The organism is Rhizobium croatiense, assembly GCF_019793465.1.
GTDB classification, from domain to species: domain Bacteria; phylum Pseudomonadota; class Alphaproteobacteria; order Rhizobiales; family Rhizobiaceae; genus Rhizobium; species Rhizobium croatiense.
Genome location: NZ_JAILYJ010000002.1, coordinates 410,381 through 436,210, shown reverse-complemented (window position 1 = coordinate 436,210; position 25,830 = coordinate 410,381). Strand labels below are relative to the sequence as shown.

General features: G+C 64.3%; 23 protein-coding genes and 1 pseudogene. 20 read left to right on the top strand and 4 right to left on the bottom strand.

The window, feature by feature from the left end:
- Positions 1–197: 197 nt before the first annotated feature.
- Positions 198–1,601 carry an aminotransferase-like domain-containing protein gene (locus K6M89_RS04805; RefSeq protein WP_222138598.1) on the top strand — a complete coding sequence of 468 codons (1,404 nt, stop codon included), beginning with the start codon at positions 198–200 and terminating at the stop codon, positions 1,599–1,601.
- 210 nt (positions 1,602–1,811) lie between these two features.
- On the top strand, positions 1,812–2,180 hold the full coding sequence (locus K6M89_RS04800; protein ID WP_222138597.1) for a DUF983 domain-containing protein: 369 nt from the start codon (positions 1,812–1,814) through the stop codon (positions 2,178–2,180).
- A gap of 3 nt (positions 2,181–2,183) precedes the next feature.
- Here the strand turns inward: K6M89_RS04800 and K6M89_RS04795 are convergent, their stop codons facing one another.
- Complete coding sequence (locus tag K6M89_RS04795) at positions 2,184–3,077, bottom strand: LysR family transcriptional regulator (protein WP_222138596.1); 894 nt, start codon at positions 3,075–3,077, stop codon at positions 2,184–2,186.
- A 151-nt stretch (positions 3,078–3,228) separates the two neighbouring features.
- Between K6M89_RS04795 and K6M89_RS04790 the strand changes: the two genes are divergently transcribed.
- The 4 genes from K6M89_RS04790 (at position 3,229) to K6M89_RS04775 (ending at position 5,934) form a co-directional block, all read left to right on the top strand.
- On the top strand, positions 3,229–3,840 hold the full coding sequence (locus tag K6M89_RS04790) for a glutathione S-transferase family protein (protein ID WP_222138595.1): 612 nt from the start codon (positions 3,229–3,231) through the stop codon (positions 3,838–3,840).
- Between the two features lie 43 nt (positions 3,841–3,883).
- A complete protein-coding gene (locus K6M89_RS04785) occupies positions 3,884–4,816 on the top strand; it encodes a pyridoxamine 5'-phosphate oxidase family protein (RefSeq protein ID WP_222138594.1) in 933 nt (310 codons plus the stop codon).
- 81 nt (positions 4,817–4,897) lie between these two features.
- Positions 4,898–5,359 (top strand): nuclear transport factor 2 family protein, encoded by a 462-nt coding sequence (locus tag K6M89_RS04780; RefSeq protein WP_222138593.1) that lies wholly within the window; start codon positions 4,898–4,900, stop codon positions 5,357–5,359.
- 14 nt (positions 5,360–5,373) lie between these two features.
- On the top strand, positions 5,374–5,934 hold the full coding sequence (locus tag K6M89_RS04775; protein WP_222138592.1) for a TetR/AcrR family transcriptional regulator: 561 nt from the start codon (positions 5,374–5,376) through the stop codon (positions 5,932–5,934).
- Between the two features lie 38 nt (positions 5,935–5,972).
- Here K6M89_RS04775 and K6M89_RS31465 read toward each other — a convergent pair whose 3' ends face one another.
- Complete coding sequence (locus K6M89_RS31465) at positions 5,973–6,107, bottom strand: hypothetical protein (RefSeq protein WP_276486362.1); 135 nt, start codon at positions 6,105–6,107, stop codon at positions 5,973–5,975.
- A gap of 156 nt (positions 6,108–6,263) precedes the next feature.
- On the opposite strand from K6M89_RS31465, the pseudogene K6M89_RS04770 reads away from it, so the two are divergent.
- A pseudogene (locus K6M89_RS04770) lies at positions 6,264–6,949 on the top strand (hypothetical protein).
- A gap of 20 nt (positions 6,950–6,969) precedes the next feature.
- Complete coding sequence (locus K6M89_RS04765) at positions 6,970–7,275, top strand: Dabb family protein (protein WP_039618754.1); 306 nt, start codon at positions 6,970–6,972, stop codon at positions 7,273–7,275.
- Positions 7,276–7,432: 157 nt separating this feature from the next.
- Here K6M89_RS04765 and K6M89_RS04760 read toward each other — a convergent pair whose 3' ends face one another.
- Entirely contained in the window at positions 7,433–8,656 is a 1,224-nt protein-coding gene (locus tag K6M89_RS04760) for an MFS transporter (protein ID WP_222138591.1), read from the bottom strand.
- 351 nt (positions 8,657–9,007) lie between these two features.
- On the opposite strand from K6M89_RS04760, the gene K6M89_RS04755 reads away from it, so the two are divergent.
- The 12 genes from K6M89_RS04755 (at position 9,008) to K6M89_RS04700 (ending at position 23,492) form a co-directional block, all read left to right on the top strand.
- Positions 9,008–9,256, top strand: coding sequence for a hypothetical protein (locus K6M89_RS04755; RefSeq protein WP_010029158.1), 249 nt, complete (start codon positions 9,008–9,010; stop codon positions 9,254–9,256).
- Positions 9,257–9,310: 54 nt separating this feature from the next.
- Positions 9,311–9,982: a response regulator transcription factor gene (locus K6M89_RS04750; protein WP_064682001.1), complete on the top strand. Its 672-nt coding sequence runs from the start codon at positions 9,311–9,313 to the stop codon at positions 9,980–9,982.
- Positions 9,972–11,375, top strand: coding sequence for an ATP-binding protein (locus K6M89_RS04745; RefSeq protein WP_222138590.1), 1,404 nt, complete (start codon positions 9,972–9,974; stop codon positions 11,373–11,375). The genes K6M89_RS04750 and K6M89_RS04745 overlap by 11 nt, the downstream gene beginning before the upstream one ends.
- Positions 11,376–11,493: 118 nt before the next feature.
- Positions 11,494–11,919, top strand: a complete 426-nt coding sequence (locus K6M89_RS04740; protein ID WP_222138589.1) for an RT0821/Lpp0805 family surface protein — start codon at positions 11,494–11,496, stop codon at positions 11,917–11,919.
- Positions 11,920–12,119: 200 nt separating this feature from the next.
- Positions 12,120–13,250, top strand: a complete 1,131-nt coding sequence (gene ccmI / locus K6M89_RS04735) for a c-type cytochrome biogenesis protein CcmI (protein ID WP_222138588.1) — start codon at positions 12,120–12,122, stop codon at positions 13,248–13,250.
- On the top strand, positions 13,247–13,729 hold the full coding sequence (ccmE, locus tag K6M89_RS04730) for a cytochrome c maturation protein CcmE (protein WP_097580199.1): 483 nt from the start codon (positions 13,247–13,249) through the stop codon (positions 13,727–13,729). The genes ccmI and ccmE overlap by 4 nt, the downstream gene beginning before the upstream one ends.
- On the top strand, positions 13,726–15,723 hold the full coding sequence (locus K6M89_RS04725; RefSeq protein WP_222138587.1) for a heme lyase CcmF/NrfE family subunit: 1,998 nt from the start codon (positions 13,726–13,728) through the stop codon (positions 15,721–15,723). Before ccmE ends, K6M89_RS04725 begins: the two co-directional genes overlap by 4 nt.
- Before the next feature lie 179 nt (positions 15,724–15,902).
- Positions 15,903–16,364, top strand: coding sequence for a cytochrome c-type biogenesis protein (locus tag K6M89_RS04720; protein WP_097580201.1), 462 nt, complete (start codon positions 15,903–15,905; stop codon positions 16,362–16,364).
- Between the two features lie 203 nt (positions 16,365–16,567).
- Complete coding sequence (locus K6M89_RS04715; protein ID WP_222138586.1) at positions 16,568–18,166, top strand: Do family serine endopeptidase; 1,599 nt, start codon at positions 16,568–16,570, stop codon at positions 18,164–18,166.
- A 65-nt stretch (positions 18,167–18,231) separates the two neighbouring features.
- Positions 18,232–18,987 carry a response regulator transcription factor gene (locus K6M89_RS04710; RefSeq protein ID WP_376744677.1) on the top strand — a complete coding sequence of 252 codons (756 nt, stop codon included), beginning with the start codon at positions 18,232–18,234 and terminating at the stop codon, positions 18,985–18,987.
- Positions 18,984–20,396 (top strand): sensor histidine kinase, encoded by a 1,413-nt coding sequence (locus tag K6M89_RS04705; RefSeq protein ID WP_222138585.1) that lies wholly within the window; start codon positions 18,984–18,986, stop codon positions 20,394–20,396. Before K6M89_RS04710 ends, K6M89_RS04705 begins: the two co-directional genes overlap by 4 nt.
- A 138-nt stretch (positions 20,397–20,534) precedes the next feature.
- A complete protein-coding gene (locus K6M89_RS04700) occupies positions 20,535–23,492 on the top strand; it encodes a bifunctional [glutamine synthetase] adenylyltransferase/[glutamine synthetase]-adenylyl-L-tyrosine phosphorylase (RefSeq protein ID WP_222138584.1) in 2,958 nt (985 codons plus the stop codon).
- On the opposite strand, the gene K6M89_RS04695 is transcribed toward K6M89_RS04700, so the two are convergent.
- Positions 23,489–25,798, bottom strand: coding sequence for a PAS domain-containing sensor histidine kinase (locus K6M89_RS04695; protein ID WP_222138583.1), 2,310 nt, complete (start codon positions 25,796–25,798; stop codon positions 23,489–23,491). The genes K6M89_RS04700 and K6M89_RS04695 overlap by 4 nt on opposite strands.
- Positions 25,799–25,830 lie beyond the last annotated feature (32 nt).

Here is a 25,830-nt window from a genome sequence, read left to right as displayed (position 1 = left end):
CGCCGCGCGACCGAAAGCCGGCGCGCCTCCTTAATAGGTAAGAAGATGAAGGGGTGGCGGCAAGGCTGCCGCGGCGGGAATTTCCGCACCCGCACGCCGCCGCGTGGAGGGATGCCGGGAATATCCGGGGTGACAGCACCGCTGCGCAACAATATACAGTCAATTCTATCAGGAATCAGACGGGCACGGATCACGACATGAAGGACTGGCATCCCGATCTCAGCCGCAGCAGCAGCCCGCGTTACATGGCGATTGCCGATCTGATCGAAATGGATCTGCGCAGCGGCCATCTGGCGGTTGGAGACCGGCTGCCGCCGCAGCGCGACCTCGCCAAGCGGCTGAATGTTGATTTCACCACCGTGGCCAGAGGTTATGTCGAGGCGCAGAAGCGCGGGCTTGTCGAGTCGCATGTAGGCCGGGGCACCTTCGTCACCGGCCGCGCGGGCAAGGCGCGGCAGGACTTCGCGCCTGACGCCGTACCTGATCCGCGCCGCGCATCGATCGTCGATTTCTCGATGAACATGCCGCCGGAACCGGATGATCCGGAACTGATCGCCGGCATGCGCGAGGGCATGTCGGCGGTGGCCGCCAGTCTCGTTCCGCTTCTGCGTTACCAGGGCTTCGGCGGCTCCGGCATGGATAAGGACGCCGCCGCCGCCTGGCTCGGCCGCCGCGGGCTCACGCCGTCGCAGGAGCGGATCTTCGTCACGCCGGGCGCCCATCCGGCCCTGTTGGCGATCTTCGGCCTGCTGGCAAAGCCGGGCGAGACCGTGCTGTCGGAAATCATCACCTATCCCGGCATGCGCTCGATCGCCGCCCAGTTGCGGCTCAATCTCGCCGGCCTGCCGATGGACGAGGACGGTGTCCTGCCGGAGGCCCTTGCCAGCGCCTGCGAGCGGTTGAAGCCGAAGGCGCTCTATCTCAATCCGACGCTGCAGAACCCGATGACGCTGACGATTTCAACCGGCCGCCGTGAAGAAATCGCGGCCGTCGCCCGCAAATATCAGCTGCCGATCGTCGAGGACGATGCCTATGGCTTCATTCCACAGCAAGGTCCGGCGCCGCTGGCGGCAATGGCGCCGGATCTGACCTGGCATATTGGCGGCCTGGCGAAATGCCTCGGCGCGGGCCTGCGCCTTGCCTATGTCGTGGCGCCCGACAGCAAAGCCGTATGGCCTTTCGTCAGCGCCATGCGCGCCAACAACGTCATGGCTTCGCCTTTGACCATGGCGCTCGCCACCCGCTGGATCGAGGACGGCACGGCCGATGCGATCCTGCGCTTCGTCCGCACCGAGGCCGCCGCCCGCCAGCAGATGGTCGCCGCCATCCTGCCGGCCGGCAGCTACCGCGCCGATCCGATCAGCTTCAACATCTGGCTGCCGCTCGCCAATGGCTGGACCCGTTCCACCTTCGGCAGCCATATGCGTTCCTCCGGCATTGGCGTCGTGGGAAGTGATGCCTTCACGGTCGAGGGCGCCGCCCCGGAAGCGGTGCGGGTCTGTCTCGGCGGTCCGATCACCCGGGAGAGACTGCACGGCGCGCTGGAATTCATGGCCCATGCGCTGGAAGGCCCGCCGGAGATGGCGTCGTCGTTCTTCTAAACCCGGCAGCTTTCAACTTGCCCTCAGGCCGCTGCGGGTCTCGTCCCCTCGATGATGTGATGTCTGCGTTGCCCGGTCGGCAGCCGACGGGGATCTGCGGCATTCTGGCAAGTTGACTGGTGATTGATGCGTAATGTATTTATATTGAATGCATACATCTGTATGGCATTGATTGGTATCGAGCCGCGTGCCAGAGAAGACGAGGTTATCATGGATACCGACTATCCCCCACTTCCCCCGATGCAGACCGGCGTCAGGGGACGCTGCCCGCGTTGCGGCCAGGGCCATATGTTCAAGGGATTCCTGACGCTGCAGCCGCAATGCGAGGTTTGCGGCCTCGACTATGCCTTCGCCGATCCGGCCGACGGCCCGGCCTTTTTCGTCATCTGCTTCGCCTGCATCCCGAGCGTGCTGCTCGGCGTCTGGCTGGAGGTGGCGTTCTCGGCGCCGATCTGGGTGCAGCTTCTGGTCACCGGCCCCTTCATGCTCGCCACCTGCATTCCGCCGCTGAGGCCGCTGAAGGGCTGGCTGGTCGCCAGCCAATATTTCTACAAGGCGGAAGAGGGCAGGCTCGCCTAAAGCCTATTTCAACGTCGCGCGCAGGCGCGGCGTCGCGAAATCGATGAGCGCCCGCAGTTTCAGCGGCACCAGTCCCTGCGAGGGATAGACGAGCTGCACCGGGGCCGGCGGCGGTTCGAAATCTTGGAGCAGCGGCACCAGCAGGCCCGCCGCTGCGGCGCGGGCCGCCTGATAGGAGAGTACGCGGGTGATGCCGAGACCGGCAACGGCCGCATCGACGGCGGCCTCGGCGGTGTTGACCGCAAGCCGTGAGCGGATCGGCACCGCGAGATCGCGCTTCCCCTCCGTGAAGGTCCAGCTCCGTATCGAGGCCATGTTCTCGAAGGTGATGCAGTCATGCGCGGAAAGATCACCCGGCTGCCGGGGTGGGGCGTTCCTCGCCAGATAATCCGGGCTGGCATAGACGGTGCGGCGGATCGCGCCGAGCCGCGTGGCCATCAGGTTGCTGTCGGCCAGGGTGCCGATCCTCAGCGCCAGGTCGATATGATCCTCGACGAGGTTCGACAGCCGGTCGCCGAGCATCAGCCGCAGATTGATGTCGGGATAGGCCTTGAGGAAGTCCATCACGACAGGCAGGACATGCAGCCGCCCGAAGACGATCGGCGCGGTCATCGTCAGCTCGCCCTTCGGCGCGCTGTATTCGCCGGCGGCCGTCCGTTCCGCCTCTTCCACCCGGTCGAGAATTTCCCGCGCCGCCTCGACATAGGAGCGTCCGGCCTCGGTCAATGTGATCTTCCGATTGCTTCTTTGCAGCAGCTTGGCGTGAAGATGCGCCTCGAGCTCGGAGACCTTGCGGCTGACCGTCGCCAGCGGTGAACGCAGATGCCGCGAAGCGGCCGACAGGCTGCCTTGCTCGACGACGGCAAGAAGCACGCTCATGGCGTCGAGGCGGTCCATTTTATCCTTCCATCAATTGAGAACATACCTTCCAGATTAGCATCCTACTGCAGTTCATTGGAAGGCAGTAAATTCCCCTGCAGATGGTTCGAAGCGGCCATCGCCGGCAAGGCCGAGACCTTGTTCCCCATCAGACCTCAGAGGAGCCGTCATGAAACTCTACTATCATCCGCTGTCCGGCCATTCGCACCGGGTTCACCTGTTCCTGTCACTGCTCGGCGTGCCTTACGAACTGGTCGAGGTCGACATGGCTGCCGGCGCTCACAAGGCTCCTGAGTTCCTGAAGCTCAATGCCTATGGCCAGGTGCCGGTGCTCGACGACGATGGAGCGGTCATTTCCGATTCCGCCGCCATCCTCGTCTATCTCGCACGCAAATTTGGCCGCACCGACTGGCTGCCGGAAGACATGTTGGCGGCGGCGCGGATCCAGAAATGGCTCTCGGTCGCTGCGGGCGAGATCGCCTACGGGCCTTGCGCCGCCCGTCTCGTCACTGTCTTCGGCGCCAATTTTCATGCCGACGAGGTGATTGCCCGGGCGCACCGCATCCTCACGCTGGTCGAGGCGGAGCTCTCCGGCCGCGCCTTCCTGCTCGGCGACAATCCGACGATCGCCGATATCGCGCTTTACAGCTACATCGCCAATGCGCCCGAGGGCAATGTCGACACCGCGCCCTATCAGACCGTGCGCGCCTGGCTTTCCCGCATCGAGGCGCTGTCGGGCTTCGTCGGCTTCCGCAGGACGAAGATCGGCCTGGCCGCATAAAGATCCGTCCCCGGTCGAAAATCGCGCCTGAAAGGAGGCCATGATGCTGGAGCAGTCAGGAGAAGATGCGGCATCGCCCTGGCATCAGGGTGAACTCGCAATGCAGCGCAGCCTCGGCGTCGTCGAACGCATGGACGGGCCGGGGCGGAATTTCGTCCGCAAGGCGATGCCCGAGCAGCACCGCGCCTTCTTTCCGATGTTGCCTTTCGTCGTGCTCGGCACGGTCGATGCGAAGGGCGACGTCTGGGCGACGGTGCGGGCCGCGCAGCCGGGTTTCATGTCCTCGCCGGACCCTGAGACGCTCGAGGTCCGCCTGCCGCGCGAGCCGGCCGATCCCGCCGATGCCGGCATGGAGGATGGCGCCGCCGTCGCCATGCTCGGCATTCAGCTCGAGACCCGGCGGCGCAACCGGCTCAACGGCGTCATCCGCAGGACGGATGCCGGCGCCTTCCGCCTGCGCGTCCACCAGAGCTTCGGCAATTGCCCGCAATATATCCAGCCGCGCGCCGCCGCCTTCGTCCGCGATCCCGCTCTGCCGACCACGCTGCCGTCGCTGCGTTTCCATGAGCTCGACGAGCGCGCGCGGCATATGGTCGAGAGCGCCGATACGTTTTTTGTCGCCTCCTATGTCGACCGGGAGAATCGCGAGCGCCAGGTCGACGTCTCCCATCGCGGCGGCTATGCCGGCTTCGTGCATCTCGGCGCCGACGGCGCGCTGACCGTCCCCGACTTTGCCGGCAATCGTTTCTTCAACACGCTCGGCAATTTCCTGGTTAATCCGAAGGCCGGGCTGGTCTTCATCGATTTCGAAACCGGCGACATGCTGCAGATGACCGGCAAAGTCGAGGTGCTGCTCGATTCGCCAGAGATCTCCGCCTTTCCCAAGGCGGAAAGGCTGTGGCGTTTCACGCCCGAAAACATTGTGCTTCACCCGGATGCCCTGCCGCTGCGGTGGAGCCGGCGCACCGATGTCTAAGCTCCTCGATCGCCGCCCGACACAGAGTTGCAAAATGTGTACCGTTCGGTAAAGTAAGAACCATTCAGTACAGGAGATACCATGTCCAGCCTCGTTCCGCCTTTCACCCTGGAGACCGCCACGCAGAAAGTTCGTCTTGCCGAGGACGGCTGGAACAGCCGCGACCCCGAGCGCGTCTCGCTCGTCTACACGCCGGACAGCCGCTGGCGGAACCGCGCCGAATTCATCACCGGCCGCGCCGAGATCGTCGCTTTTCTCATGCGCAAATGGGCCAAGGAGCTGGACTACCGGCTGATCAAGGAGATCTGGGCCTTCACCGACAATCGCATTGCCGTGCGCTTTGCCTATGAATGGCACGATGACAGCGGCAACTGGTTCCGCTCCTACGGCAATGAGAACTGGGAATTCGATGCGGCCGGCTTGATGCAGCGCCGTTTTGCCTGCATCAACGATCTGCCGATCCGGGAAACGGAGCGCAAATACCACTGGCCGCTCGGCCGACGTCCGGACGATCATCCCGGTCTGACTGAGCTCGGCCTCTAGAACAGGTCAGCGCGGTGAAGACCGTCTATGAACGCGCCGACATCGTGCCGCTGCTCGCGGAAATCTTCCGCGAGCTCGGCTATGAGGGCGCCACGCTCAGCCGCATCACCGAACGCACCGGCATCGGCAAGGGCAGCCTTTATCACTTCTTCCCGGGCGGCAAGGAGGAGATGGCCGGCGCCGTGCTCGCCGATATCGATGCCTGGTTCGAAGAGGCGGTCTATCGGCCGCTGCGACATGACGATGCCCGTCAGGCGATCGCGGCGATGTGGACCAATGTGAATGACTACTTCCGTTCCGGCCGCCGCATCTGCCTCGTCGGCGCCTTCGCGCTCGACGACACCCGCGAACGGTTTTCGGCCGCGATCGGCGACTATTTCATCCGCTGGATCGACGCGTTGCGATCAGCGCTGATGCGGGCTGGCTGTGTTGAGCGGGAGGCGCAGACGCTTGCCGAGGAGGGCGTCTGCGGCATTCAAGGGGCGCTGGTGCTGTCGCGCGCGCTCGCAGATGAAACGGTCTTCTCCCGGTCGCTGGAGACGCTGGCGAAGCGACTTGAGACCGCGACGCGATGAGGGCAGCCCTTACATCTGCGCCGCTTTGCCTGTATTTCTCAGCGCTGCTGTTGCGGCTGCCGGGTCGGGCGGATGTTCTCGCGTTCAAGGCGAATCTGGCGCCACTCATTTTCCATCTGGTCGACGACGTGCTGGGGAATGGTGGTCTGGGTATTGGCGGCAGGCGTCTGCATCGGAAGTCTCCTCTTGTGGTGGTAAGGCTTCAGGGCAAGGAAATGCATTGCACAAGATAAAAGCCGTGTAAATCAGGGGCTTAGGCACTTCAAACGATTAAGTTGATTTTAATCGATTAAGACGGTTTTAACCACGAGATTCCCGGGAAGCGCGGTATGGTTGTCCACATGGATCGGATGTTCTTTTTTGATGCGGTGTGCCAGGAGCTCTTTAAAGGAGAGCTAACTCAGCCTCAGGTGGTGGGGATCGCGGCGATTCTCGACGCCTGGGAAAGGCGGTTCGCGCAGGCCGACCGCCGATGGCTCGCCTATATCCTCGCAACCGCTTATCACGAGACTGCCTATACGATGCAGCCGGTCCGCGAGACGCTGGCTGAAAGCGATGCCCGCGCCGTCGAGATCCTGGAGGCGGCCTATGCCGCAGGCCGGCTCTCCTGGGTAAAGACGCCCTACTGGCGGCCGGACGAAGATGGCCGCTGCTGGCTCGGGCGTGGCCTGGTGCAGCTTACCCATAAGCGGAATTACGAGGCGATGAGTGGTTTGACGGGCATCGATCTCGTTGCCAATCCCGACCGGGCGATGGAGATGGATGCGGCGGTGACGATCCTGATCGAAGGCATGCTGCAGGGGAGTTTTACCGGCCACAAACTTGCCGATCACCTGAACGCGACGACCGAGGACTGGGTCAATGCGCGCCGCATCGTCAACGGCACCGACCGGGCCGAGAAGCTCGCGGGCTACGCCATCGCCTTCAATGCGGCGATGCGTCCGGATGCCGCGCCGGGCAGGTCGCGCGGTTGAAGGCCAGGGGCGCACATGGTATCGCGCGGGCCGACCTCTGAGATTTGACAGGAGCTTCCGCGTGATCCGCCACATCGTCTTCTTCACCGTGCAGGAAGAACATCTGGAGGAGGTAAGGGCCGGGCTTTCGATCCTGACCGCCATTCCGCATGCGCGGCTGCTGGAAATCGGCACCAATGTGAAGACCGATCAGCTGGGTACCGAGATCGATCTCGTCGTCTATGGCGAATTCGACGATGAAGCGGCTCTCGCCGCCTATAAGGCGCATCCCGATTATCAGCGCTCGATCGAGCGTGTCCGGCCGCTGCGGGAAAAGCGCATCGCCGCGGACTACGACAGCCGCGCAGCGGTGACGCGGCCGCTCTGAATCGGCAGAGCCGTTGGAAGCCGGTCAATGTTCGCTGAAATTTCAAAGGGATAAGCAGCTTTTCGGACTCGCGGGCGCCGGATGTTGAATGCAGCCGTGAGCCACCGGAAACGCGACCGTTGGATTCGTCAGCGCAAGACGGCGTCCGTTCCAGGCCTCATGAAACGGCCGGGCTCGGCCGCGATGCCCGCGCGCCGCGCATCAGCGCCATCAGCATCAGCACGAAGGTCAGCGACAAGGCCGCGAGAATGGCCGCGGCGAAAAGCGCCGGGCCGGTGCCGGCGCGGTCGAGGATGGCGGTGAAGACGACCGGGGCGATCGCATTGGCCAGGTTCTGCGGCAGCGACAGCCGGGCCGATTGCAGGCCGAATTCGCGCGGTGAAAACACCGCCAGCGGCAGAAGCGCGCGGGCGACGGTCATGACGCCGGAGCCGAAGCCGTAGAGCACAACGAAGATGACGAGCAGCGGCGTCGAAGGACCGGCGGCCAGCATCATCAGGAAACTCATCAGCATCAGGCCGATGCCCATGGCGGCGCTGAGGACGGGGTTGCCGCGCCGTCCGAGCAGCATGTCGAGGAAGCGCGCCGAGATGCCGAGCACGCCGCGGGCTGAGCCGAGCTGCAGCGCGAAGGCCGGCGTGGCGCCGGACTGGCGGAAGATCTCGAGCAGCGAGGGGGAGATGCCGAAGGTGACGAAGGTGGTAAGGGTCGTCGCCGCGGCGATCAGCAGGAAGGCCTTGCGTTGTGCCGCCTTCGACAGCGGCACCGGGGCGATGTCGGCTGTGGCGCTGTCGACATGGCCTGCGATCGGCCTCGGCAGAGCGAAAAGATGCAGCGGCAGGCAGACAAAGAATTGCAGGCCTGCGCAGATGAGGAAGGTTAGGCGCCAGCCGACGGCTTCGTTGAGCAGGCTGAGGATCGGCCAGAAAATGGCGCTCGAAAGCCCGGTGAACAGCATCAATATGGCGATGACGCGCTTGCCGTTCATCCCTTCACGCTCGACGACGGCGGTATAGGCCGGCGCCGACAGGCCGAGCGCGCCGCCGACGCCGATCACGATCCAGGCGGCGGCGTAGAGAATGACGCCGTCGGCGGCGGCAAGCAGACAGAGGCCGAGGGCAAAGGTCAAGGAAGCCGCCGAAAGCACCCGGGCGGCACCGTAACGGCCGAGCCAGCGGCCGGTCGCCGGGCCGACGATGGCGCTGACCAACATCATGATCGTCAGGCCGGCAAACGCCACCTCGTTCGCCATGCCGAGATCGGGCGCCACGATCCGGCCCATCACCCCGAGCATGTCGAAGGTCGTGCCCCAGCCGATCAGCTGGGTGATGGCGAGCACGAAGACCGTCTGCGCCGAGCGGAAGCGGAGGGAGTTTGGCATTGGTGCTGAATGGCCTGAATGCGGGAGCCGCAAGGACATAACAGTTTCAATCGGCCGATAAAAGCTGCGATTGCAATTCCCGGCAGCCCGCCGCGCGCCGGCTTGACCCGAGCGTCCCCGCCCAGCCGCCGTGTGTGCCTGGAGCCGAGGACTTTATTCCGTGCGCAGAAGGCTGCTGCATTCCATGCGCCGAAGGCCGCTGCGGCATCGGTTTTCAGCGGCTGAAACCTGGCTGTCGCCAGCAGTCGAGAACGGTTCTAAACACCCTGTATTACAGCGCATTCATTTGCCATTCAGGTCACGTGAGTACATAGTCGCAGCAAGTTGGAACTACCCTTGAAAGCATAACACATGGCCTTTCCTCTGAGCGTCGCAGTAGTGGCCGCCGGGCTGGTGGTATCGGCGCCCTCATCGGACGGCGCGGGCACCCTCGTCCTGCGCGTGGCAGGCGATTGCAGCGCCGCCGCAGCCCAGGTCGTCGAGCAGACGGGCGGCCAGCTCCTGTCCGTGCAACCGGTGGGCGATAGCTGCATCATCACCGTTCTGGTGTCGGGCAACGGCCAACGTCCGCGCAAGGTGACGGTAAAGGTTCCGATGTAGGCGGAATCGGTCTATTCAGAACATGATCGATTTGAAGCGGACGAAGGCGGAGCGATGCGCATCCTGGTTATCGAAGACGACGTCAACCTGAACCGGCAGCTGACCGACACGCTGAAGGAGGCGGGCTATGTCGTCGACCAGGCGTTCGACGGCGAGGAGGGTCATTTCCTCGGCGATACCGAACCCTATGACGCCATCATCCTCGATATCGGCCTGCCGGAGATGGACGGCGTCACCGTGCTCGAAAAATGGCGCGGCGCCGGCCGCGGCATGCCGGTTTTGATCCTGACGGCGCGCGACCGCTGGAGCGACAAGGTCGCCGGCATCGACGCCGGCGCCGACGATTACGTCACCAAGCCTTTCCATGTCGAGGAAGTTCTGGCGCGCATCCGGGCGCTGATCCGGCGCGCTGCCGGGCATGCCTCCTCCGAGATCGTCTGCGGGCCGGTGCGGCTCGACACCAAATCCTCCAAGGCGACGGTCAACGGCACGGCGCTGAAACTGACCTCGCACGAATATCGCCTGCTCGCCTATCTCATGCATCACATGGGCGAGGTCGTCTCGCGCACCGAACTGGTCGAGCACATGTACGATCAGGATTTCGACCGTGATTCCAACACGATCGAGGTCTTCGTCGGCCGTCTGCGCAAGAAGATGGGCGTCGACCTGATCGAAACGGTGCGCGGTCTCGGCTACCGCATCCAAGCGCCGAAACATGCGAATTAAGTCGCTCACCGCACGTGTGCTGCTGCTGACCACGGTCTGGTCGACGGTGGCCCTGGTGGTGATCGGCCTGCTGATCTCGACGCTCTACCGCAAGAGCGCCGAACGCGGCTTCCAGGATCTCTTGCGGGCGCAGCTCTATAACGTCATCAATTCGGTGACGATCGGCGATCAGGGAGCGTTGAGCGGTAGTCCGCAGCTCGGCGACCTGCGCTTTGCCCAGCCGAAGACCGGCTGGTACTGGGTGGTGGAGCCGCTCGGCACCTATACGACGGCGCCGCTGGTCTCGCCCTCGCTCGGCTCAGCGCTCATTCCCGTTCCCTCCGTCGTCGAGGCGCCCTTCGACAAGAATTACGAACGCTACTACCAAGTGACGGACGCCTCGGGGAACCGTGTGCAGGTCGCCGAAACCGAAGTGGTGCTCGACACCGACGGGCGTGCGGCGCGCTTCCGCGTCACCGGCAATGTCGACGTCGTCGAGGACGATGTGCGCACCTTTTCCCACAGCCTCTATCTGGCGCTTGCCGGCTTCGGCGTCGGCAGCCTGATCGTCAATGCGCTGGCGATTCTCTACGGCCTGAAGCCGCTCGACAAGGCGCGCGCCGCCCTGGAGCGCATCCGCGCCGGCGAGAGCGAGCAGTTGAAGGGCGATTTCCCGCGCGAAATCCTGCCGCTCGCCAACGAGGTGAACGCGCTGATCGATAGCAACCGCCGCATCGTCGAGCGGGCGCGCATGCAGGTCGGCAATCTCGCCCATTCGCTGAAGACGCCGATCGCCGTTCTTTTGAATGAGGCCCGCGTTCTCGAAAAATCCCATGGCGAATTGGTGCGCAGCCAGGCGGAATCGATGCAGGGGCAGGTGCAGTCCTATCTCAACCGGGCCCGCATCGCCGCGCAGCGTGAATCCGTGCTCGCCCGCACCGATGCCGAGCCGGCGCTCGAACGGCTGGTGCGCGTCATGCGCCGGCTGAATGTCGACACTGAATTCGATCTCGTCGTCTCGCCGCCGCATCTGGCCGTCGCCATGGAACAGCAGGATCTCGAGGAGACGGTCGGCAATCTCCTGGAAAATGCGGCGCGATTCGCCAAGAGCAAGGTCCGGCTTTCGGCCGTCGAGGCCGGCGAGGACGTCAAGGGAGCAGAGGCGAGCGCGCGCCGTCATTGGGTGGAGCTCGCCGTCGAGGACGACGGGCCGGGATTGGAGCCCGACCAGATCCGCGAGGCGCTGAAGCGCGGCCGCAGGCTCGATGAAAGCAAGCCCGGAACCGGGCTCGGCCTGTCGATCGTCACTGAGATTTCCAACGAATACCAGGGACGCCTTGAGCTGTCCCGTGGCGATTGGGGCGGGCTGAAGGCGAAGCTTATCCTGCCCGGCGTCACAAAGGATGTTGCATGACCAACTGCTTGATGTCACAAGGATAGTGGCAAATGTATAGCATGCTTTGCCTTAATGCTGACACGGGGACGCTGCACTTCGATCGGCTGAAATTGACCTCTGATCGTGGTTCGACGCAATGATTCTACGCTCGCAAGGCATGATCGTTTCCACTTTGCTTCTCGCCGTCGCGCTCACCGGCTGCACGACGACGAAGAGCGCTGCTTCGCGCGGCATTTTTTCCAGCAAACCCTCGGCATCGGCCACCTTTATCACCGCGCTGCAGGGCGGCATTGTCGGCCGCAGCGGCGTCAGCTTGAGCGACAGCGACAAGCAAAGGGCGCTCGAAGCGGAATACCGGGCGCTGGAAGGGGCAGCCGCCGGCCAGCCCGTGGTCTGGAGCGGCAAGGAGGTCACCGGCAAGGTGGTGGCGGCAGCACCCTACCAGGTCGGCTCGCAGAATTGCCGACAATATACCCATACGCTGACGGTCGACGGCAAGGACACCGTGGCGCGAGGCGCTGCCTGCCGCAACGACGACGGCAGCTGGTCGCCGCTCGGTTAAGGTCTAATGCATGGCGCCCGGAAGTGTGCATCGCTTCCCGGACAACGACAGGCATAAAAACAAGAGCGAAAGCGCGTCGCATGCATTAAATTGGATGCGACGCGCTTTAAGCCTGCTGAATTGCGGCGAATAGCCTCAAATCTTCGTCATTCCGGCTTTGGCAGTTGGAATGGGCTCGCGCTTCACGTATTTGGGCCGCTATGCTGTTCTGGATTCTCGTTGCCGTTCTGACGGCAGCCGTCGCCGTCATTCTGCTTTACCCCCTTCTGCGTGGCGCGAAGGCGGCGGAGAACAGCCGCGCCGGCGAGGCGGCGGTCTATCGCGACCAGCTGCGCGAACTCGACCGCGATCTTGCCGGCGGGCTGATCACACCGGAAGAGGCCGACTACGCCAGGGCCGAAATCGGCCGGCGGCTGATCGCCGTTGCTGCGGGCGAGCCCGAGGCGACGCCGAAACCCATACGGCATCATCGTGTCACTGAAGCCTTCGTTCTCCTGATCCTGCCGGTGCTCGGGCTCTGTCTTTACTTGACGACGGGCAGGCCGGATCTGCCCGCGCAGCCGCTGGAGGCGCGGCTGGAAAACCCCGGCAATGACGTGGCGGTACTGATTGCCAAGGCGGAACGGCACCTGGCCGAGAATCCCGATGACGGCAAGGGCTGGGACGTGCTGGCGCCGATCTATGTCCGCACGATGCGGGTCAACGATGCTGAGGTCGCCTATCGCAACGCGATCCGGCTTCTCGGCCCGAGCCCGATCCGGCTCGACGGGCTTGCCGAGACGCTGATGGCGGTCTCCGACGGCGTGGTGACGGAGGAGGCGCGTCAGACGCTGGAACAGTCGCTGACACTGGAACCCGACAATCCGCGTGCCCGCTTCTATGTCGCGCTCAGCATGGAGCAGGCGGGACGGACCGACGAGGCGCGCCGGGCCTTCGAAGCGCTGGCGCAGCAATCGCCTGCCGATGCGCCCTGGCTGCCGCTGGTCAATGAACATATCGCCAAGAACGGCGGCGCGGCTGCCCAGCCTTCGGCGCCTGGCGGACCGACGTCGGAAGACGTGGCGGCGGCCGAAAACATGAGCGCCGGCGACCGGCAGCAGATGATCCGCGGCATGGTCGAAAGCCTCGACGCCAAGTTGAGCGCCGAACCCAACAATTTCGAGGGATGGATGCGGCTCGTCCGCTCCTACGCCGTATTGAACGATAAGGATCGCGCAGCCGACGCCCTGAAGCGCGGGCTTGCAGCCTTTCCGCCGCCCGGTGAACAGGGCCGGCAATTGCTGGCGCTTGCCAGGGAACTTGGCATAGCCATGGAGGGAATGACGCAATGACGCGCAAGCAGAAGCGCCTTGCGGTGATCGCGGGCGGGATGGGTTTCATCCTTGCGGCGGTGCTGTTGGTGATGTTCGCCTTCAGCCAGTCGGTGGCTTATTTCTACATGCCGGCGGATCTGGCCAAGACCCCGGTGGCACCTGAGACCCGCATCCGGCTCGGCGGGCTGGTGGGCGCGGGCAGCGTCGTGCGCGGCGCCGGTTCGACGGTGGAATTTGCAGTCACCGACGGCAGCGCCAATGCGGTCAAGGTCCAATATACCGGTATCCTTCCGGATCTGTTCCGCGAGGGCCAGGGTGTGGTCACCGAAGGCATGTTTGCGTCAGGCACGAACGTCTTCGTCGCCGACACGGTGCTCGCCAAGCATGACGAGACCTATATGCCGAAGGAGGTCGCCGACCGGCTGAAGGCGCAGGGCCTGTGGCAGGAAGGCCAAGGGGGACAAAACCAGGGGCAGGAGGCGAAGGCGACGCCATGATCATCGAGATCGGCCATTACGCCCTGGTGCTGGCGCTGGCGACGGCGCTGATCGTCTCGATCGTGCCTGTCATCGGCGCTCGCCGCCATGATCGGGCGATGATGGATGTGGCGACATCAGGCTCGCTGGCGATGTTTGCGCTCGTTGTCTTTGCCTTCGCCGTCTTGACCTATGCCCATGTCGTCTCCGACTTCTCGGTCGAGAACGTCTGGGAGAACTCGCATTCGCTGGTGCCGCTGATCTACAAATATTCCGGCGTCTGGGGCAATCACGAGGGATCGATGCTGCTCTGGCTGCTGATCCTGACGCTGTTCAGCGCCCTGGTCGCCGTCTTCGGCCGCAATCTGCCGGAGACGCTGAAGGCCAATGTGCTGGCCGTGCAGGCCTGGATCTCGCTCGCCTTCACCCTGTTCATCCTTTTGACCTCCAATCCCTTCCTGCGGCTCGATCCGGCCCCGGCCGAGGGCCGCGACCTCAATCCGGTGCTGCAGGATGTCGGTCTCGCCATTCACCCGCCGCTGCTCTATCTCGGCTATGTCGGCTTTTCCGTCTGCTTCTCCTTTGCCGTTGCGGCTCTTCTGGAGGGCAGGATCGACGCCGCCTGGGCGCGCTGGGTGCGGCCCTGGACGCTGGCCGCCTGGACCTGTCTGACATTAGGCATCGCCATGGGCTCCTACTGGGCCTATTACGAGCTCGGCTGGGGCGGCTGGTGGTTCTGGGATCCGGTGGAAAACGCCTCGTTCATGCCGTGGCTGGCCGGCACGGCGCTGTTGCATTCGGCGCTGGTCATGGAAAAGCGCGAGGCGTTGAAGATCTGGACGGTGCTGCTGGCCATCCTCACCTTCTCGCTGTCGCTGATGGGCACCTTCCTGGTGCGCTCCGGGGTGCTGACCTCGGTGCATGCCTTTGCCAGCGATCCCTCCCGCGGCGTCTTCATCCTTTGTATCCTGCTGATCTTCATCGGCGGAGCGCTGTCGCTGTTTGCCCTGCGGGCGCCGAAGCTTGCGGCCGGCGGGCTGTTTGCGCCGATCTCGCGCGAGGCGGCGCTGGTTCTCAACAATCTGATCCTGACGGTCGCCTGCGGCACGGTCCTGACCGGCACGCTCTATCCGCTGCTCTTAGAGACGCTGACCGGCGACAAGATCTCCGTAGGCCCGCCCTTCTTCAACCTCACCTTCAGCCTGCTGATGGCGCCGCTGCTCGTCATCGTGCCGTTCGGGCCGCTGCTTTCCTGGAAGCGCGGCGATCTGCTCGGCGCCCTGCAGCGGCTCTATCTCGTCGCGGCTCTCGCCTTCGCGGCGGCCGTCATCCTCTTCTACATCGAGCATGGCGGGCCGGTGCTCTCGGTGCTCGGGCTGGCGGCCGGGCTGTTCCTGATCCTCGGCGCCATTGCCGATCTCTGGTATCGCGCCGGCATCGGCAAAGTTGCCGGAAGCATCGCCTGGCGCCGTCTGACCGGCCTGCCGCGTTCGGCCTTCGGCACCGCGCTTGCCCATGCCGGCCTCGGCGTCAGCGTGCTCGGCATCGTCGCCGTCACCACCTTCCAGAGCGAACATGTCGTCGAGATGAAGCCGGGCCAGGTGGTCGAGGCCGGCGGCTACAGCCTGGAGTTCGACGGCATGCGGCCGGCAAGGGGACCGAACTATAGCGAGGAGCGCGGCCACTTCACCATCCGGCGCGCCGGGGTAACGGTCGCCGACACCTGGTCGGCCAAGCGCCTCTATACCGCCCGGCAGATGCCGACGACCGAGGCCGGCATCCTGACCTTCGGCCTCAGCCAGCTCTATGTCTCGCTGGGCGACGCCACCACCGACGGCGGCATCGTCGTGCGCATCTGGTGGAAGCCGTTCATCCTGTGCATCTGGGGCGGCGCCCTGATCATGGCCGCCGGCGGCCTCGTCTCGCTCTCCGACCGCCGCCTGCGCGTCGGCGCCCCGCGCAGAAAGGCGAAGCCGGCAAGGCCGGCGACCCCCGCGATGGAGCCGGCTGAATGATGCGCTCGCACCTGTTTCCCGCTTCTCCCCACCGGGGAGAAGATGCCCGAAGGGCAGATGAGGGGGTCGAGCGGCGGAGCCGCGAGGAGCTTGCGCGCAAGCGAAAGGTCACTTTTGCTGCGAGTGGCCGCCCCCTCATCCGCCCTGTCGGGCACCTTCTCCCCGAGGGGAGAAGGGGAATGTGGCTTCTCTCTCGACTCCTCGTCATCCTGTTCATTCTCTTCACGCCCTTCTCCGCCTTCGCCGTCAATCCCGATGAGGTTCTAACCGATCCGGCGCTGGAGGCGCGCGCCCGCACTCTTTCGGCTGAACTGCGCTGCATGGTCTGCCAGAACCAGTCGATCGACGATTCCAATGCCGAGCTGGCGAAAGATCTGCGCCTGTTGGTGCGCGAGCGCATCAAGGACGGCGACAGCGACGAGGAAGTGCTGGACTATATCGTCTCGCGCTACGGCGAATTCGTGCTGCTGAAGCCGCGGTTCAATCCGAAGACGGTGCTGCTCTGGGGCGCGCCGGTGCTGCTGGTGCTGGCCGGCGGGCTGTCACTGCTGGTCTTTGCGCGCAAGAGGGCTGGCAAGCCGACGGGAAGCAAGCTGACGGCGGAAGAACAGGCGAGGCTGAACGAGCTTCTAAAGAAATAACAACTCGTCGAGCCGGCGAATATTTCCGCATCCTTTGGACCCCCAGGGAAGGGCCCGGCGCAGTAACGGCCAGAAATATTCCAACATTACCAATTTTTCATTGACCGGACAGTTCGCAGTAAGGTGCGCCATCCTATATCTTCAGTTATCGACTGATCCGGCGCTGCCGGTCTGAAGATCTAAGAACAAGAGAAGGTGCTCCAATGCTGAAGAATTTCAACGGACGTCCGTCCCTCGCCACCGTGCTCAAGGCTTCTACCGTTGCCGGTATCGCTGCCGCTGTGCTCGCAACCGGCGTTCCGCTCGAAATCACCCGGTCTTATGCCGAAGCCGTCAAGGTTCAGGCGCCTGCCGTTCCGAGCTTCGCCAATGTCGTCGATGCCGTTTCGCCCGCCGTGGTGTCCGTTCGTGTGGAAAACCGCGTCAATCCCGTCGCCGACAACAATGACGGCTTCTCCTTCGATTTCAATGGCCGCGGCTTTGACGACCTGCCTGATGATCATCCGCTGAAGCGCTTCTTCCGGCAGTTCGGCCAGGATCCGAACGACCAGCAGGGTGGCCATCAGCGGCGCTTCGGCCAGAACGGCCCCGGTGGCCCGGGCGGCCCGAATGGTCCCGGCAAGGGCCGTCTGCGTCCGGTCGCTCAGGGCTCCGGCTTCTTCATCTCCGAGGACGGCTACATCGTCACCAACAACCACGTCGTTTCCGACGGGCAGGCCTTCGTCGCCGTTATGAATGACGGCACCGAGCTTGATGCCAAGCTGATCGGCAAGGATCCGCGCACCGACCTCGCCGTCCTTAAGGTCGACGGCAAGGGCAGGAAGTTCACCTATGTCAACTGGGCCGACGACAACAACGTCCGCGTCGGCGACTGGGTCGTCGCCGTCGGCAATCCCTTCGGCCTCGGCGGCACGGTCACGGCAGGCATCGTCTCGGCTCGCGGCCGCGACATCGGCTCCGGCCCCTATGATGATTACCTGCAGGTGGATGCGGCCGTGAACCGCGGCAACTCAGGCGGTCCGACCTTCAACCTCAGCGGCGAAGTCGTCGGCATCAACACCGCGATCTTCTCGCCGTCCGGCGGCAGCGTCGGCATCGCCTTCGCCATTCCCGCCTCGACAGCCAGAGATGTCGTCGCCGATCTGATGAAGGACGGCCAGGTTTCGCGCGGCTGGCTGGGTGTCCAGATCCAGCCGGTGACCAAGGATATCGCCGAATCCATTGGCCTTTCCGAGCCGAGCGGCGCCCTCGTCGTCGCCCCACAGGCCGGATCGCCGGGCGACAAGGCCGGCATGAAGGCCGGCGACGTCGTCACCGCCCTGAACGGTGAAACGATCAAGGATGCGCGGGATCTCAGCCGCCGCATCGGCGCGATGCAGCCGGGCAGCAAGGTCGAGCTTTCGGTCTGGCGAGCCGGCAAGGCGCAGTCCCTGACCGTCGAACTCGGCACGCTGCCGGCCGACCAGAAGGAGGCGTCCGCCGATGACAACAACCAGCCGCAGCAGCCCGAGGCGCCGGCGTCCGAGAAGGCGCTCGCCGATCTCGGCCTGACGGTCGGTCCTTCCGATGACGGCAAGGGCCTGGCGATCACCGGCATCGACCCGGACTCCGACGCCGCCGACAAGGGCATCAAGGAAGGCGAGAAGATCACCTCGGTCAACAACCAGGAAGTCTCCACCCCTGCCGATGTCGTCAAGGTGCTGAACCAGGCCAAGAAGGACGGCCGAACCCGGGCGCTCTTCCAGATTCAGTCGAGCGAAGGAAGCCGTTTCGTCGCTCTGCCGATCAACGGCCAGGGCTGATCCCCGAAAAACGGGAGCCGTGCGGAGGAAACTCCGCACGGCTCGATTGTTCTGATTTTTGAAGGATGATCGCGATGAGCGCCGCTCCGCAGCCAGATGCTTTGAGCCTTGCCGAAACGCAGCCGGTGGGTAATGTCGGCCGCATGAAGATTCTCATCATCGAAGATGATCTCGAAGCCGCGGCCTACCTCACGAAAGCCTTTCGCGAGGCGGGCATTGTCGCCGACCACGCCAGCGACGGCGAGAGCGGCCTGTTCATGGGATCGGAAAATACCTATGACGTCATCGTCATCGACCGCATGCTGCCGCGCCGCGACGGTCTCTCCGTTATCAGCGAGCTGCGCCGCAAGGGCATCCATACGCCGGTGCTCATCCTCTCCGCGCTTGGCCAGGTCGATGACCGGGTGACCGGCCTTCGTGCCGGCGGCGACGATTACCTGCCGAAGCCCTATGCCTTCAGCGAATTGCTGGCGCGTGTCGAGGTACTCGGCCGCCGCAAGGGCACGCCGGAGCAGGACGTCGTCTATCGCGTCGGTGATCTTGAACTCGACCGGCTCTCCCACGAGGTGCGCCGCGGCGGCAAGGAAATCCCGCTGCAGCCGCGCGAATTCCGCCTGCTCGAATATCTGATGAAGAATGCCGGCCAGGTGGTGACCCGCACCATGCTGCTCGAAAACGTCTGGGACTACCACTTCGACCCGCAGACAAACGTCATCGACGTCCATGTCTCGCGCCTGCGCTCGAAGATCGAGAAGGACTTCAGCCAGCCGCTCCTGAAAACCATCCGGGGCGCGGGGTATATGATCAAGGACGAGGGATGAGCCGTTTCAGGGTTCTCTTCAAGTCCACCGCAGTCCGCCTCTCGGCACTCTACATCCTGCTTTTCGCCATCTGCGCCGCGACCCTCGTCTTCTATGTGACGGCGATGTCGGAACGGCTGCTGACCGGCCAGATCCGCGATGCCGTCAGGCAGGAGGTGGAGCAGGTGCAGCGTGCCTATGACACCGGCGGCATGAACCTTCTGCTGCGCACGATGGAGCGGCGCGCCCGCCAGCCGGGCGCCAATCTCTATATCATCGCCGGCCCTTCGGGCGATATTCTCGCCGGCAATGTCGCCTCGGTGCAGCCGGGCGTCTTCGAGGAGGTCGGCTGGACCTCGGCTCCCTTCGCTTATCAGCGCTATACGGACGGTGGTGGTGTCGAGCGCCGGCACAAGGCGATCGCCAATATTTTCGTGCTCGACAACGGCTTGAGAATTCTTGTCGGCCGCGACCTTGGCGACCCCGAACGTTTCCGGCTGTTGGTGCGCCAGGCGCTGATGGTGGCTTTGGCGATCATGGGGCTCGGCGCGATCATCATCTGGTTCGGCATTGGCCGCAATGCCCTGAAACGCATCGATCGTATGTCGGATGCGAGCAAGAAGATCATGGCCGGTGATCTTTCGCAGCGCCTGCCGGTCGGCGGTTCCGGCGATGAGTTCGACAGGCTGTCAATGTCTTTGAATACCATGCTGGAGCGCATCGAGAAGCTGAACGAGGGCCTGCGCCAGGTCTCCGACAACATCGCCCACGACCTCAAGACGCCGCTGACGCGGCTGCGCAACAAGGCCGCCGATGCCCTCGATATGACTGACGGCGATACTCGGCGCGTCGCCCTCGAAGGCATCATTTCCGAATCCGACCAGCTGATCCGCACCTTCAACGCGCTGCTGATGATCTCCCGCGTCGAGGCAGGCTCGGTCGCAGCCGAGATGTCGCCGGTCGAGTTGTCGGCCATCGTTGCCGACAGCGCCGAGCTTTACGAGCCGGCGGCGGAAGAGGCCGGGCTTGGCTTGAGCGCCAACGTCGAACCCGGGATCGAGGTGCAGGGAAATCGCGAGCTGATCGGCCAGGCGATCTTCAATCTGCTCGACAATGCCATCAAATATTCCTCCGATACGGAAGGGGCGGGCGAGGTGTCGCTGAAGCTTGCCCGCCGCCCGGATGGCATCTGCCTGTCGGTGGCCGACCACGGGCCGGGGGTACCGGCCGATCGGCGCGACGACGTGGTGAAGCGCTTCGTCCGCCTCGACGAAAGCCGCTCGAAACCAGGCACGGGGCTCGGACTTTCGCTGGTGGAGGCGGTGATGGAACTGCACAACGGCCGGCTGGAACTCTCCGACACCAATCCCGACAAGCCGGAACAGCGCGGACTGACCGTCAGCATGATCTTCCCGGCCAAGGCCGCCTGAACGGCCCGTGCGCAAACACGATCGGTTGAATCGCGTATTGGCGGTTTGGCGCCGAGACCCTAGTTTAATCCCGATCGAGGAGGCGGGGCCTGTGATTCTGGCGGCCGTTTCCTTCCGGTCCAAAGCCAGGGAGAGCCTATGCTGACGAAATCGACGCATGGCCTCAAGGACGTCGCCGAAGGGCTGCTGCGTCCGTTGAGCCAGACGGAGTTGAAGCTGGCGCTGAGCGACCTTCAGCAGGCCGGCAAGAGCGAGCCGTCGGTCGCCGCGATGCTGAAGAGCGAAGGGCCACTGCGCGATTTCATCTCCGCCGTGCTGACGCTCTCGCCCTACCTGCGCGAAATCGTCAATCTCGACCCGGCCATTCTCGCCGGCGCCATCACGCAACCCTTGGAGCCGCAGATCGAAGCGCTGATCGCCGAGGCGCGGGTCTGCTGGCGGCCGGACGGGGAAGGGGCCGCGCCGGCGGAATCGGCGGTGATGAGCAGACTGCGCATTATCAAGCGCAAGGCCGCCTTCCTCGTTGCACTCGCCGATCTCTCGCGCATCGTCGATGGCCGGGCCACGACCGCCTGGCTGAGCGAGCTCGCCGAAGCCTCTGTCGGCGCTGCAATCGACCATCTGCTGCTGGCGGCGCATGAGAGCGGAAAGATCAGGCTTCGGGATCCGGCGAAGCCGAGCGAGGGCTCGGGGCTGATCGTGCTCGGCATGGGCAAACTCGGCGCCTGCGAGCTCAACTATTCCTCCGATATCGACCTCGTCGTCTTTTTCGACGAACAGGTCGGCATCGTGCCCGACCCCGATGACGCCATCGAGGTGTTCCCGAGGATGATGCGCCGGCTGGTGCGCATCCTGCAGGAGCGCACGGCGGATGGTTACGTCTTCCGCAGCGATTTGCGATTGCGACCCGATCCCGGTTCGACGCCGCTGGCGATTCCGGTCGACGCGGCGATGATCTATTACGAGGGCAGGGGCCAGAATTGGGAGCGGGCGGCCTTCATCAAGGCGCGCGCCGTGGCCGGTGACCTTGTGGCTGGCGGCGAGTTCCTGCGTGGGCTGTCGCCTTTCGTCTTCCGCAAATATCTCGATTACGCGGCGATCGCCGATATCCATTCGATCAAGCGGCAGATCCACGCGCATAAGGGCCACGGCGCGATCGCGGTCAAGGGCCATAATGTCAAGCTCGGGCGCGGCGGTATCCGCGAAATCGAATTCTTCGTCCAGACGCAGCAGCTGATCGCCGGCGGCCGCATGCCGGCGCTGCGCGGCCGGTCGACGGAGGAGACGCTCGGCGAGCTCACCAAGGCGAAATGGATCGATGCGCAGACGCGCGACGAACTGACGGAGGCCTACTGGTTCCTGCGTGACGTCGAGCATCGCATCCAGATGGTGCGCGACGAGCAGACCCACCTTCTGCCGGAGACCGACGCCGACCTCAAGCGCATCGCCTTCATGATGGGCTTTTCCGACACGCCGAGTTTTTCCGAACGGCTGGTCGGCGTGCTGAAGACGGTGGAGCGTCGGTATGCCCGCCTCTTCGAGCAGGAGAGCAGGCTTTCCGCCGAAACCGGAAACCTCGTCTTCACCGGCCAGGGCGATGACCCCGATACGCTCAAGACCTTGAAGAAGCTCGGTTTCACCAGGACGTCCGACATTTCCCGCATCATCCGCACCTGGCATTACGGTCGCTACCGCGCGACGCAATCGGTGGAAGCGCGTGAGAGACTGACGGAGCTGGCGCCAGAGCTCCTGCGCGTCTTCGGCGAAAGCAAGCGCGCCGACGAGGCACTGCTGCGTTTCGACAGTTTCATCTCCGGCCTTCCCGCCGGCATTCAGCTCTTCTCGCTCCTCGGCAGCAATCCGGCGCTCCTGTCGCTGATCGTCAACATCATGTCCTCGGCACCCCGGCTGGCCGAGGTGATCGCCGCCAAGCCGCATGTCTTCGACGGCATGCTCGATCCCGGCCTGATGGCTGAGCTGCCGACGCGCGACTATCTCGGCGAACGCCTGAAGGGCTCGCTCGTCCAGGCGCGCCATTATGAGGAGGTGCTCGACCGGCTGCGCATCTTCGCCGCCGAACAGCGCTTCCTGATCGGCATCCGCCTGCTCACCGGCGCCATCAATGGCGCAATGGCCGCCCGCGCATTCACCCATCTCGCCGATCTCATCATCGCAGCCGCGCTCGACGCCGTGATCGGCGAAATGCGGGTCGCACACGGCGACTATCCGGGCGGGCGGATCGCCATATCAGGCATGGGCAAGCTCGGCAGCTTCGAGCTGACAGCGGGTTCCGATATCGACCTGATCCTGCTCTATGATTATGACGACGCCGCCTCCGAATCCGACGGGCCGAAGCCGCTCGACGCGACGCGCTACTTCACCCGCATCACCCAGAGGCTGATCGCCGCCTTGTCGGCGCCGACCGCCGAAGGCGTGCTCTATGAGGTCGACATGCGGCTGCGTCCCTCCGGCAACAAGGGGCCCGTCGCCACCCGCATCAATGCCTTCGGCAAGTATCAGCGCGAGGAGGCCTGGACCTGGGAGCATATGGCGCTCAGCCGCGCCCGGCTGATCTCAGGCGATGACAGCCTGATCGCCGAAACGGAGCATGTCATCCGCGAGGTGCTGTCGGCCGGTCGCGACATCGCCAAGGTGACGCATGACGTCGCCGAGATGCGCGAATTGATCGAAACGGAAAAGCCGCCTTCCGGCCCCTGGGACCTGAAACTGATCCCCGGCGGCGTCGTCGATCTCGAATTCATCGCCCAATACCTGGTGCTGATCGCTCCGGCCAGGGGTGTCGACGTTGCGGTCAGCGGCAAGAGCACCGGCGAGGCTCTGAAGCTGCTCGGCGACCGGCTGATGGCCGCGGACGATCTCGACACCTGCCTGGAAGCCTTCGCGCTCTATACCAGCCTGTCGCAACTAATTCGTCTCTGCATCGACGGCGAGTTCGATCCGAACGACGCACCTGCCGGCCTCGTCGAACTCGTCTGCCGCGCCGGCGACTGCCCCGATATCAGGACGCTGGAGGGGGAGGTGAAACGGCTCTCGAAGGCGGTTCGGAAGATTTTTCAGAGTGTGGTTAAAGCCTAAACATCATCCGGAATGCGCAGCGAGATCACCGTGCCCACCGCTTCGCGCGAGCGGATCTTCATGCGGCCGCCATGCAGGGCGGTCAGCGAACGCGAGATGGCAAGCCCGAGGCCGGAGCCGCCCTTGCTCTTGGCGTACTGGCTCTGCACCTGTTCGAAGGGCTGGCCGATCTTCGACAGTGCCGAGCGCGGGATGCCGATGCCGGTATCGGCGATGGTGACGGTGACGGCGCCGTCGACGCGGCGTGTGCGCACCGCGATGCGGCCGCCATTGTCGGTGAACTTGACCGCATTGGAGAGCAGGTTGAGCAGCACCTGTTTCATCGCCCGGCGGTCGGCTGTCAGCGTCAGGCCGGAGGAGATGCGCTGCTCGATAACGATGTTCTTTTCGGCCGCCGGAATGGCGGTGAAGCGCAGGCTTTCCTCGATCAGCGGCACGAGGTCGATGCGCTCGCAATGCAGCCTAAGATGACCGGCCTCGATCTTCGACATGTCGAGGATGTCGTTGATGACGTTGAGCAGATGTTTGCCGCTGTCATGGATATCGCGGGCATATTCGTCGTATTTCAGCGAGCCGAGCGGCCCGAACATCTGGTTCTGCAGGATTTCCGAGAAGCCTAGAATGGCGTTCAGCGGCGTGCGCAGCTCATGCGACATGTTGGCGAGGAATTCCGACTTCGCCTTGTTGGCGGCCTCGGCGCGCTCCTTCTCCGCCTGGTAGTTGGCGTTGGCAGTCGAAAGCTCGGCCTTCTGGATCTCCAGCGTCTGGCGCGAAGCGGAAAGATCGCCGATCGTCGCCATCAGCCGGCGTTCGGATTCGCGCAGCCGCTCCTGATGGCGTTTCATCAGCGTGATGTCGGTTCCGACCGACACCCTGCCGCCGTCGCGGGTCCGCCGCTCGTTGATCTGCAGCCAGCGCTCGTCGGCCAGCTGCACCTCCGTCGTGCGCGAATAGCCGGAGCCGCCGGCATCGGCGATCCGCCGCTCGATGACCGGGCGGGCGGCGGCGGCGTTGACGATCGAGCGTTCGGTGCCGGGCACCAGCACGCTGTCCGGCAGCCCGTAAGCCTGCTGGAAATGTGTGTTGCACATGACGAGCCGGTCGTTCTTGTCCCAGAGCACGAAGGCTTCCGAGGTGCATTCGATAGCGTCGGCGAGCCGCTGGTCGGCTTCCGCGTAGCGCTGGGCGAGCCGGTGCTGTTCGGTCACGTCCATGGCGATGCCGATCAGGTGCATGCGGCCGGAATTGCTGCGGATCACCTGGGCACGCGCCCGCATCCAGACATAGTGGCCGCCGGCATGGCGCATGCGGAAGATCTGGTCGACCTGGCCGGAATGGCCCTTGGCGATGGCGCGGGCGATCTCGTAGAGCCCGCCGTCATCGGGATGCATCAGCCGCGCGGCTTCGCCGAAGCCCATCGTCTTGTCGGAGCCCGGCAGGCCGAGCATGTCGTACATCGAGCGCGACCAGAAGAATTCCCGGTTCTCGAAATCGAAGTCCCAAAGGCCGCAACGGCCGCGCGACAGCGCCGTCTCGACGCGCAGGTTCGATTCCAGGAAGATGTCGTCGGCGTCGCGGGCCCGCTTCACCTGCGTGTAATAGGCATAGAGGATGACGAGCAGGATCGAGGAGATGCCGGCAAATAGCGTGACGTTGAGCGCCAGCTCCTCGCGCCAGAGCCGGCCGACCTCCTCGAGCGAGGTGGCGGCGACGACGTAACCGCCGGCATTGCCCATCAGCGTGATCTCGGCATAGTGCGGCACGCCGCCGATCGTCGTTTCGATGACACCGGCCCGATCGCCGAAACGCCGGATCGCCGAGACTTCGGGGAAGAAATCGCCAACATTGCTGCCGACATGCGAAAGCCCGGCGGTGGTTGCGGCAAAAACCTTGCCGCTGGCCTGCACCAGCAGCACGAAGGCGCCGTTATCGAGCCGGTCCTGCGGCAGGTACCTGGAGAGGCGAGCCTGCGCTTGCGCGATATCGCCGCTGTCGAAAATGTCGGCCGCATCGGCAAATACGGCAGACGCCGTTGCCGCCGAAAGCGCGGTGGCATGGCGGGCGGAAGCCTCCAGCCGGCTATATTCGCTCATCATGCCGAAGAAATGCGAGGCGGCGACGACGGAGAGGAAGGCGATGATCAGCGCCGGTATGGCGCGCTTCAAGATCAGCTCCGCCTTCGGCAGATGACGCAGGAGCGGCTCCGATGTCGAGTGACCGGATAGGCTGTCTCGCCAGGCTTTCAGCCCGTCAAAATCGACACGCAGCCGTCCTCCGGCCACGGTTGCCCGCCGCACGTCCATCATCTCTTCGCCTTGTCCCTCGTGTGATTCGCGCG

What these genes read in the sequence shown, in the direction of transcription:
- K6M89_RS04750 (WP_064682001.1), top strand. Translation starts at nt 9,311, where the DNA reads ATGCGCATCCTGGTTATCGAAGACGACGTCAACCTGAACCGGCAGCTG.
- K6M89_RS04760 (WP_222138591.1), bottom strand. Translation starts at nt 8,656, where the DNA reads ATGCCAAACTCCCTCCGCTTCCGCTCGGCGCAGACGGTCTTCGTGCTC.
- K6M89_RS04700 (WP_222138584.1), top strand. Translation starts at nt 20,535, where the DNA reads ATGCTGACGAAATCGACGCATGGCCTCAAGGACGTCGCCGAAGGGCTG.
- K6M89_RS04705 (WP_222138585.1), top strand. Translation starts at nt 18,984, where the DNA reads ATGAGCCGTTTCAGGGTTCTCTTCAAGTCCACCGCAGTCCGCCTCTCG.
- K6M89_RS04695 (WP_222138583.1), bottom strand. Translation starts at nt 25,798, where the DNA reads ATGATGGACGTGCGGCGGGCAACCGTGGCCGGAGGACGGCTGCGTGTC.
- ccmE (WP_097580199.1), top strand. Translation starts at nt 13,247, where the DNA reads ATGACGCGCAAGCAGAAGCGCCTTGCGGTGATCGCGGGCGGGATGGGT.
- K6M89_RS04780 (WP_222138593.1), top strand. Translation starts at nt 4,898, where the DNA reads ATGTCCAGCCTCGTTCCGCCTTTCACCCTGGAGACCGCCACGCAGAAA.
- K6M89_RS04785 (WP_222138594.1), top strand. Translation starts at nt 3,884, where the DNA reads ATGCTGGAGCAGTCAGGAGAAGATGCGGCATCGCCCTGGCATCAGGGT.
- K6M89_RS04790 (WP_222138595.1), top strand. Translation starts at nt 3,229, where the DNA reads ATGAAACTCTACTATCATCCGCTGTCCGGCCATTCGCACCGGGTTCAC.
- K6M89_RS04725 (WP_222138587.1), top strand. Translation starts at nt 13,726, where the DNA reads ATGATCATCGAGATCGGCCATTACGCCCTGGTGCTGGCGCTGGCGACG.
- K6M89_RS04740 (WP_222138589.1), top strand. Translation starts at nt 11,494, where the DNA reads ATGATTCTACGCTCGCAAGGCATGATCGTTTCCACTTTGCTTCTCGCC.
- K6M89_RS04710 (WP_376744677.1), top strand. Translation starts at nt 18,232, where the DNA reads ATGATCGCGATGAGCGCCGCTCCGCAGCCAGATGCTTTGAGCCTTGCC.
- K6M89_RS04745 (WP_222138590.1), top strand. Translation starts at nt 9,972, where the DNA reads ATGCGAATTAAGTCGCTCACCGCACGTGTGCTGCTGCTGACCACGGTC.
- K6M89_RS04805 (WP_222138598.1), top strand. Translation starts at nt 198, where the DNA reads ATGAAGGACTGGCATCCCGATCTCAGCCGCAGCAGCAGCCCGCGTTAC.
- K6M89_RS04795 (WP_222138596.1), bottom strand. Translation starts at nt 3,077, where the DNA reads ATGGACCGCCTCGACGCCATGAGCGTGCTTCTTGCCGTCGTCGAGCAA.
- K6M89_RS04755 (WP_010029158.1), top strand. Translation starts at nt 9,008, where the DNA reads ATGGCCTTTCCTCTGAGCGTCGCAGTAGTGGCCGCCGGGCTGGTGGTA.
- K6M89_RS04800 (WP_222138597.1), top strand. Translation starts at nt 1,812, where the DNA reads ATGGATACCGACTATCCCCCACTTCCCCCGATGCAGACCGGCGTCAGG.
- K6M89_RS04720 (WP_097580201.1), top strand. Translation starts at nt 15,903, where the DNA reads ATGTGGCTTCTCTCTCGACTCCTCGTCATCCTGTTCATTCTCTTCACG.
- K6M89_RS31465 (WP_276486362.1), bottom strand. Translation starts at nt 6,107, where the DNA reads ATGCAGACGCCTGCCGCCAATACCCAGACCACCATTCCCCAGCACGTC.
- K6M89_RS04715 (WP_222138586.1), top strand. Translation starts at nt 16,568, where the DNA reads ATGCTGAAGAATTTCAACGGACGTCCGTCCCTCGCCACCGTGCTCAAG.
- ccmI (WP_222138588.1), top strand. Translation starts at nt 12,120, where the DNA reads ATGCTGTTCTGGATTCTCGTTGCCGTTCTGACGGCAGCCGTCGCCGTC.